General features: G+C 61.4%; 7 protein-coding genes and 1 pseudogene. 5 read left to right on the top strand and 3 right to left on the bottom strand.

Going from position 1 to position 7900, the window contains the following annotated elements:
• Positions 1–167: 167 nt before the first annotated feature.
• Positions 168–1124, bottom strand: a complete 957-nt coding sequence (locus tag PMI24_RS27855; protein WP_007960097.1) for a threonine dehydratase — start codon at positions 1122–1124, stop codon at positions 168–170.
• Between the two features lie 97 nt (positions 1125–1221).
• Here PMI24_RS27855 and PMI24_RS27850 point away from each other — a divergent pair, with 97 nt between their 5' ends.
• Both PMI24_RS27850 and yghU read left to right on the top strand, forming a co-directional pair.
• Positions 1222–2052, top strand: a complete 831-nt coding sequence (locus PMI24_RS27850; RefSeq protein WP_007960096.1) for a helix-turn-helix transcriptional regulator — start codon at positions 1222–1224, stop codon at positions 2050–2052.
• A 182-nt stretch (positions 2053–2234) separates the two neighbouring features.
• Positions 2235–3074: a glutathione-dependent disulfide-bond oxidoreductase gene (gene yghU, locus PMI24_RS27845; protein ID WP_007960095.1), complete on the top strand. Its 840-nt coding sequence runs from the start codon at positions 2235–2237 to the stop codon at positions 3072–3074.
• A gap of 54 nt (positions 3075–3128) precedes the next feature.
• On the opposite strand, the pseudogene PMI24_RS29565 reads toward yghU, so the two are convergent.
• Both PMI24_RS29565 and PMI24_RS27840 read right to left on the bottom strand, forming a co-directional pair.
• Positions 3129–3236 (bottom strand): annotated as a pseudogene (locus PMI24_RS29565) (DUF2269 domain-containing protein); the annotation flags it as partial.
• A 150-nt stretch (positions 3237–3386) separates the two neighbouring features.
• Complete coding sequence (locus PMI24_RS27840) at positions 3387–4028, bottom strand: LysE family translocator (protein ID WP_007960094.1); 642 nt, start codon at positions 4026–4028, stop codon at positions 3387–3389.
• A gap of 155 nt (positions 4029–4183) precedes the next feature.
• Between PMI24_RS27840 and glcD the strand changes: the two genes are divergently transcribed.
• The 3 genes from glcD to glcF form a co-directional block, all read left to right on the top strand.
• Complete coding sequence (gene glcD / locus PMI24_RS27835) at positions 4184–5683, top strand: glycolate oxidase subunit GlcD (protein ID WP_007960093.1); 1500 nt, start codon at positions 4184–4186, stop codon at positions 5681–5683.
• Positions 5683–6747: a glycolate oxidase subunit GlcE gene (gene glcE / locus PMI24_RS27830; RefSeq protein ID WP_007960092.1), complete on the top strand. Its 1065-nt coding sequence runs from the start codon at positions 5683–5685 to the stop codon at positions 6745–6747. Before glcD ends, glcE begins: the two co-directional genes overlap by 1 nt.
• 3 nt (positions 6748–6750) lie before the next feature.
• Positions 6751–7900: glycolate oxidase subunit GlcF (glcF, locus tag PMI24_RS27825; RefSeq protein WP_007960090.1), on the top strand; the 1150-nt coding region annotated here is incomplete at its 3' end.

The following is a 7900-nucleotide window of genomic DNA, read 5'->3' as shown; positions in this document are numbered from 1 at the left end:
GAGTTTTCCGTTTCGACTGCGCCGGAAGTGGGGCGAATTATAGAGACTCAGAATCTGCCGTCAACCCTTAATTTGCGTTTTCTATCAAGAGAGGGAAAAAGGCCGCTTCTATATAGACGCGAACGTATCGCTACCACTGAATGCCGACCCCGCCTACACATCCGTAATCAACCAATCACCTTCGCATACACCGACCGGTCGATATTCCCCCCGGACAGAATCACCCCGACCTTCTTCCCCTCCATCCTCCCACGCTCCTGCATCAACGCAGCCAACGCTGAGGCGCCTGCACCCTCTGCAAGGTTATGGGTATCGGTGTAATACACACGCATGGCTTCGGCAATCTCGCCTTCGCTGACCGAGATGATCCTCGCCGCCCCTTCCTTATAGATGTCGAACGCCTGCGCAATCGGCTTGCGCACAGCCAGGCCATCGGCAAAGGTATTCGCCGACGCCGTTTCGCAGATCACATTCGCTTCGAACGACAGCTTGGCAGCCGCGGCCTCCGTGGACACCACCCCCACCACTTCAGTATTCAGTCCTAGCGCGTCGCGAGCAGCGATGACACCACAGATCCCCGATCCGCAGCCGATGGGCACGTAAACCGTATCCAGATCCGGCGCCGCACCGAACAGCTCCAGCGCATAGGTCGCCACGCCCTTGACCAGTTCAACGTGAAACGGCGGCACCAGAAAAAGGTCATGCTCCTGCGCCAGGCGCGCCGCCTCTTCACGGGCCTCGTCAAAATCACGCCCGTACTCGACCACCTCACCACCAAAGCCGCGCATGGCATTGTTCTTTTCCACCGAGTTGCCCTGCGGTACTACGATCAACGCTTTCAGGCCCACCGCCCGCGCTGCCAGCGCCAGACTCTGACCGTGATTGCCGCGCGTCGCGGAGACGATACCTTTGACAGCCGGATGCTCACGACGCAGCCAGTGCATGAAGGTGATACCGCCACGCACCTTGAAGGCGCCGGTCGGTGTATGGTTTTCATGCTTGACCCAAACGGTGCAGCCCAACCGCTCGGCCAGCAACGGCCAACGGTATTGGGCGGTAGGCGGCATCACCTGGTAAACCTGGCGGGCAGCGTTTTCGATGTCGTCGCGAGTGAATGTGTGCATTTAGATGGCTCCCTGGACTTTGGCCCAGTCTAGGCACGGACGCACCACGTCGGCTTTCAAAAAACCGACCTGACTTTTATCCGACCTCTTCTCTACTATGGTGCTCATGAACCATCGAAACCGGCGCCACCCCATAACCGTCGCTGAACCGATACGTCGTATCGAGGCCGGTCCGTGGGCGATCGAGTTGCTGCCGGGCGCAGCCTACTCGGCGCGGTACGTGGCGACCCAGTCAGCGATCGGCTTTGCCTTCGACAGCCAGCACGGCGTGCACGCCATTGGTACTGACCGGATACGCCCCTTCGATGCGATGCCCAATGGCCTGGCGTTTGTTCCGGCTGGATGTGACGTGCTGTCCGAGTCGCCCATGGGCGGCGAGTACCTGCGAGTGATACGCACCGACGGCACGGCACTGGCGGGTGACCGGGCGTTCAATAATCGCATCGACCCGCAGGCCATTCACCTCGCGTCGCGAATGCGCAGTGCGCTGCTGCAAGCCTCTCTGGATGATGACTGGGAAAGCTGGGCGCTCGGTCTGGCGGAACGGGTCGAAGGTCATGAAGCGGTGTCGCCTCCAGGCTCGATCACCAGCAGCCGCATGCGCCTGCTGGATGAATTCATCGACGCCAGTCTCGGCAGCCCGCTCGCCGTCCCGGCGATGGCGCAATTGCTGGAGTTGTCCGAGGGTTACTTCATGCGTGCCTTCAAGCAGGCAACCGGTAAAAGCCCCCATAGTTACCTGATCGACAGACGATTGGCCAAAGCCCGAGCGTCAATGCGCGATACAACGGATAGTCTTTCGCAGATCGCCCTCGCCTGCGGTTTCAACTCGCAGGCGCATATGACCACAGCCTTCAAACAGCGCCTCGGCGTGAGTCCGGCGCAATTGCGCACATGTCCGCGCCATAGCTCTGCTACCGACAAATAACATTCTTCTATATAGAAGAAGCGGTCACCCGGCACCTGCGGGGCTTGTCTTTTACCCAAACCATTTCAGCGAACAACCAGTGGCATTCAAACGCCCTTCTATGGTGTCCTGTTCGACATGAGCCCGGCACGCTCCCCGTCCGGCTCACTCCATTCCGGCATGCAACCGATGAGGTCCGTTTCATGAGCAAGGCGCCCTATGCTCCACCCAAGGTCTGGAAACACATCGCTCCGTCCGGCGGCCAGTTCGCCAGCATCAATCGCCCGATTGCCGGGCCGACGCACGACAAGACGCTGCCGGTCGGCAAGCATCCGTTGCAACTGTATTCGCTGGCCACGCCCAACGGCGTGAAAGTGACCATCCTGCTTGAGGAGTTGCTGGCGCTCGGGCGCACCGACGCCGAGTACGACGCCTGGCTGATCCGCATCAACGAGGGCGACCAGTTCTCCAGCGGCTTTGTCGAGATCAACCCCAATTCGAAAATTCCGGCGCTGCTGGATCGCAGTGTAGAACCGGCCATTCGCGTCTTCGAATCCGGCTCGATCCTGCTCTATCTGGCGGAAAAATTTGGCGCCTTCCTGCCCACCGACCTGTCGGGACGCACCGAAACCCTGAACTGGCTGTTCTGGCAGATGGGCTCGGCACCCTACCTGGGCGGCGGTTTCGGGCATTTCTACGCGTATGCACCGGACAAGCTCGAATACCCGATCAACCGGTTCACCATGGAAACCAAGCGGCAGCTGGATGTGCTCGATCGCCGCCTGAGCGAAAGCCGCTACCTCGCCGGCAACGAGTACACCATCGCCGACATCGCGGTCTGGCCATGGTACGGGCAACTGGTGCGCAACAACGTGTACTCCGCCGCCGAGTTTCTTTCCGCTCACGAATACACCCACGTGCAGCGGTGGGCGCAAGAGATTGCCGAACGGCCTGCGGTGATTCGTGGCCAGCGCGTCAACCGGACGTGGGGCGATGAAGCGAGCCAGGTTCCAGAGCGACATCAAGCAAGCGATCTGGATTGAGCTTCGCCTGATACGACGCGACGTCCAGTGCGGGTGTATCGGGCGTTGCGTTCGCTACACCAACAGGTCCGCCCACTGTCCCGGCGTCATCTTCGTCACCATCAGCAGCACGATCACGAACATCCCCAGAAAACCGGCAACATCCATCCAAAACCATTTTCGGCAGCTCGATGTCAGGCATCTCAATCAAATGCCGATCAAATGCCGGCTGACAATGCTGCCGAAATGTCCATAACCGCCGACCACTAAAACCCTGAGTGCCACGCAATGCTTCCTTGAATGGATGACTGATTTCAGTCGGACGGCTTTTACTTACGCGGCCTGCCGACGCATCGTCAGAATCGCAGCCCCGAAACCAATAAACGTAGTCCCCACTACGCGACTGACCCATCGGGACAGTGCAGGCCGGGTCAGCACGCCCTTGGCGCGGGAGGCGAGCGCGGCGTAGAGCGTCAGGGATGTCACCGACAACGCCATGAAAATCGAGGTGAGGATCAGAAACTGCGGCAGCAATGTCGCGCCCTGATCGATGAATTGCGGAAACAGTGCAGTGAAGAACATTGTCGCCTTGGGATTGGTCACGGCCGTCAGGAACGCTGACTTGTACAGTTTACTGCGAGTGGGCCGGACTTTCTTCGACTCATCTTCCACGCTCTCCGGGAGCATCGAACCCTTTTTGAACAACTGCCGGATCCCGAGGTAGAACAGATAACCGGCACCGATGATTTTCACCGCGTTGAACAGCATTTCGGAACTGGCCAGCAACGCCCCCAGTCCCAGCATCGCCGCCGCCGACAGACAGAACAGGCCGCTGGCATTGCCGAGAGATGACCAGATCGCGCTACGCTGACCGTGGGCCAGGCTGTTGTTGATCGCCATCAGGGTCGCAGGCCCCGGGCTTGCGATGGCAATCGCGGCAACCAGGGTAAAGGCCAGAATCGAGTGAGAATCCATTTTCCATCCTCGTTGGGGTGAAGTGGCCGCATATTACAGGAGCGCGGGAGACAACGGACCACCGGCCGCTACGCTTTACTTCTCGGTGTCAGCGACCCAATGATGGAAAACGGCACCGACCTCGAATAACGACAACGGAGGGTCGTCCAGCGATCATGAACATTCTCTACGACGAACAGGTCGACGGTGTTTTGCCCGACGTCGACAAAACCGCGTTGTTGCAAGCCCTGCAGCGCCAGTGGCCGGATCTTGAAGTCCTGCATCAGCTTGAAGAACTCAAGCCGTATGAATGCGATGGCCTTTCCGCCTATCGCACCACGCCGTTGCTGGTGGTACTGCCACGGCACATCGAGGAGGTTCAGGGTGTGTTGCAAATCTGCGACGAACGGCGGGTGCCGGTGGTAGCCCGAGGTGCCGGGACCGGTTTGTCTGGCGGTGCCCTGCCTCTGGAAAAAGGCGTGCTGCTGGTGATGGCGCGCTTCAACAATATCCTGCAGATCGACCCCGAAGCCCGCACCGCGCGGGTTCAACCCGGGGTGCGCAACCTGGCGATTTCCCAGGCTGCTGCGCCGTTCGGGCAGTATTACGCGCCCGATCCGTCTTCGCAAATCGCCTGCTCCATCGGCGGCAACGTGGCGGAAAACGCCGGCGGCGTGCATTGCCTCAAGTACGGTCTGACCGTGCACAATCTACTCAAGGTCGAGATTCTTACAGTCGATGGCGAACATCTGACGCTGGGCTCGGACGCGCTGGATTCCCCCGGTTTCGACCTGTTGGCACTGTTCACCGGTTCCGAAGGACTGCTCGGGGTGATAACCGAAGTTACGGTCAAACTCTTGCCCAAACCGCAGACTGCCAAAGTGCTGCTGGCGGCGTTCGACTCCGTGGAAAAGGCCGGCCGCGCAGTGGCCGACATCATCGCCGCCGGCATCATCCCCGGAGGCCTGGAGATGATGGACAACCTGGCGATCCGCGCCGCCGAAGACTTCATTCACGCCGGTTATCCGGTGGATGCCGAAGCCATTCTGCTTTGCGAACTCGATGGCGTTGAGGCTGATGTCCACGATGACTGCGCGCGGGTCCGGCAAGTGCTCGAACACGCCGGCGCCACCGAACTGCGCCAGGCCCGGGATGAGGCCGAGCGCGTGCGATTCTGGGCCGGACGCAAGAATGCCTTCCCCGCCGTGGGCCGGTTGTCGCCGGACTATTACTGCATGGACGGCACCATTCCGCGCCGCGAGCTACCCGGCGTACTGCACGCGATTGCGCAGCTTTCAGCCGAATATGGCTTGCGGGTTGCCAACGTCTTCCATGCCGGCGACGGCAACATGCATCCACTGATTCTGTTCGACGCCAATCAGCCCGGCGAACTGGAGCGCGCCGAAGCGCTGGGCGGCAAGATCCTCGAATTGTGCGTGAAGGTTGGCGGCAGCATCACCGGTGAACACGGCGTGGGCCGGGAAAAAATCAACCAGATGTGCGCGCAGTTCAACCGTGATGAGCTGACCCTGTTCCACGCCGTAAAAGCAGCCTTCGACCCCGGCGGCCTGCTCAATCCCGGCAAAAACATTCCGACCCTGCATCGCTGCGCCGAATTCGGTGCCCTGCACGTGCACCACGGGCAATTGCCCTTCCCCGAACTGGAGCGGTTCTGATGGGTGAATCGAAGGATTTCGATGACAGTGCCGCGCTGCTCGAACAGGTCAACCGTGCACTGGAAACTGCTACGCCGCTGCGTATCCAGGGGGCGAACAGCAAGGCGTTTCTCGGACGCATCGTCGGTGGCGAGATTCTCGACACCCGCGCCCATCGCGGCATCGTCAGCTACGACCCGACCGAACTGGTGATCACCGCACGCTGCGGTACCCCGCTGGCAGAACTGCTGGCTGTGCTGGACGGCTCGCAACAGATGCTGGCGTGCGAACCGCCCGCCTTCGCCGACGACGCCACGGTCGGCGGCATGATCGCCACGGGCCTGTCCGGGCCGCGTCGACCGTGGTCGGGATCGGTGCGCGATTTTGTGCTGGGCACGCGGATCATCACGGGGCATGGCAAGCACCTGCGCTTCGGCGGCGAAGTCATGAAAAACGTCGCCGGCTACGACCTGTCGCGCCTCATGACCGGCAGTTACGGCTCGCTGGGGGTTATCACGGAAGTCTCGCTCAAGGTGCTGCCCAAACCGCGAGCGTGCCTGAGCCTCAGCCTGGAAATGACCGGCGAACAAGCCCTGCTGCGTCTGGCCGAATGGGGCCAGCAGCCGTTGCCGATCAGCGCCGCGTGTCACGATGGCCGGCAATTGCGCTTGCGTCTGGAGGGTGGCAAAGGTTCAGTGGCGGCCGCCCATGATCGCCTTGGCGGAGAGCTGATCGACAGTTCGTTCTGGGCCGACCTCAACGAGCAACGCCTGGGCTTCTTCGATGAAGACCAACCGCTCTGGCGCCTGTCCGTGCCGCTCAACACGCCGCCCCTGAACCTGCCCGGCGAGCAGTGGCTCGACTGGGGCGGCGCGCAACGCTGGCTCAAATCGACAGCCGAAGCGGCGACCATTCGCAAAGTGGTCGGCGAAGTCGGCGGGCATGCGACCTGCTACAGCCACGGCCTGATCGATGAACCGTTCCATCCTCTGGCGCCCGCCCTGCTGCACTATCACCGCCAACTCAAACGACAACTCGACCCCCGGGGCATTTTCAACCCCGGGCGTCTGTACGCGGAGCTTTGAGCCATGCAGACCACCCTCAGCCCGCAAGCCCGACAACTGCCCCGCGCCGAAGAGGCCGAACGCATTCTGCGCACCTGCGTTCATTGCGGATTCTGCAACGCGACCTGCCCGACTTATCAATTGCTCGGCGATGAACTGGACGGCCCGCGCGGGCGCATCTATTTGATCAAGCAGGTGCTTGAAGGCAACGAAGTCACGGCGAAAACCCAGCAACACCTGGATCGCTGCCTGTCGTGCCGTAACTGTGAAACCACCTGCCCTTCCGGCGTGGATTATCACAACTTGCTCGACATTGGCCGAGCGGTGGTGGACGCCGCCGTCCCGCGGCCGCTCGGGCAGCGCTTGTTGCGTGAAGGGTTGCGAAACATCGTGCCCAATCCACGGTTGTTCAAAGGGTTGGTCAATGGCGGTCAGATGTTCCGGGCGCTACTGCCCGATGCCCTGCAAGACAAACTGCCACGCGACGCGGTGATGCCCGCACCACGTCCCGTCATCCGCCATGCACGGCAAGTGCTGATGCTGGAGGGTTGCGTGCAGCCGGGTTTGTCACCCAATACCAATGCAGCAGCGGCACGGGTGCTGGATCGTCTGGACATCAGCGTGATCCCGGTCCGCGAGGCTGGCTGTTGCGGCGCGGTGGATTATCACCTCGACGCCCAGGCCACCGGCCTTGACCGCGCCCGCCACAATATTGATGCGTGGTGGCCGGCCATCGAGCGGGGTGCCGAGGCGATCGTGCAGACCGCCAGCGGTTGCGGTGCGTTCATCAAGGACTACGGGCATTTGCTCGGCGCTGATCCGGTCTACGCCGAGAAGGCAAGACGTGTCAGCACGCTGGCCCGGGATCTGGTGGAAGTGCTAAGAGACGAACCGCTCGAATCCCTCGGCATCCACGCTGATCAGCGCCTGGCCTTTCACTGCCCCTGTACTTTGCAGCACGCGCAGAAACTGGGCGGTGCGGTGGAGTCGGTGCTGACTCGACTGGGCTTCAACCTCACGACTGTGCCGGACGCGCATCTGTGCTGTGGCTCGGCGGGCACCTACTCGCTGACTCAGCCAACACTGGCCCGGCAGTTACGCGAGCATAAACTCAACGCCCTTGAAAGCGGCCATCCGGACGTCATCGCCACCGCCAATATCGGCTGGCCGGCGC

Origin of the sequence: Pseudomonas sp. GM25 (genome assembly GCF_000282255.1) — a bacterium.
Taxonomy (GTDB): domain Bacteria; phylum Pseudomonadota; class Gammaproteobacteria; order Pseudomonadales; family Pseudomonadaceae; genus Aquipseudomonas; species Aquipseudomonas aphyarum.
Note: the sequence above shows the minus strand (reverse complement) of the source record. Positions and strands in the feature narration are given on the sequence as shown.

Bases quoted from the DNA above. Each gene is read 5' to 3' on its own strand.
- PMI24_RS27855 (WP_007960097.1), bottom strand. From the start codon at position 1,124: ATGCACACATTCACTCGCGACGACATCGAAAACGCTGCCCGCCAGGTT.
- PMI24_RS27850 (WP_007960096.1), top strand. From the start codon at position 1,222: ATGGTGCTCATGAACCATCGAAACCGGCGCCACCCCATAACCGTCGCT.
- yghU (WP_007960095.1), top strand. From the start codon at position 2,235: ATGAGCAAGGCGCCCTATGCTCCACCCAAGGTCTGGAAACACATCGCT.
- PMI24_RS27840 (WP_007960094.1), bottom strand. From the start codon at position 4,028: ATGGATTCTCACTCGATTCTGGCCTTTACCCTGGTTGCCGCGATTGCC.
- glcD (WP_007960093.1), top strand. From the start codon at position 4,184: ATGAACATTCTCTACGACGAACAGGTCGACGGTGTTTTGCCCGACGTC.
- glcE (WP_007960092.1), top strand. From the start codon at position 5,683: ATGGGTGAATCGAAGGATTTCGATGACAGTGCCGCGCTGCTCGAACAG.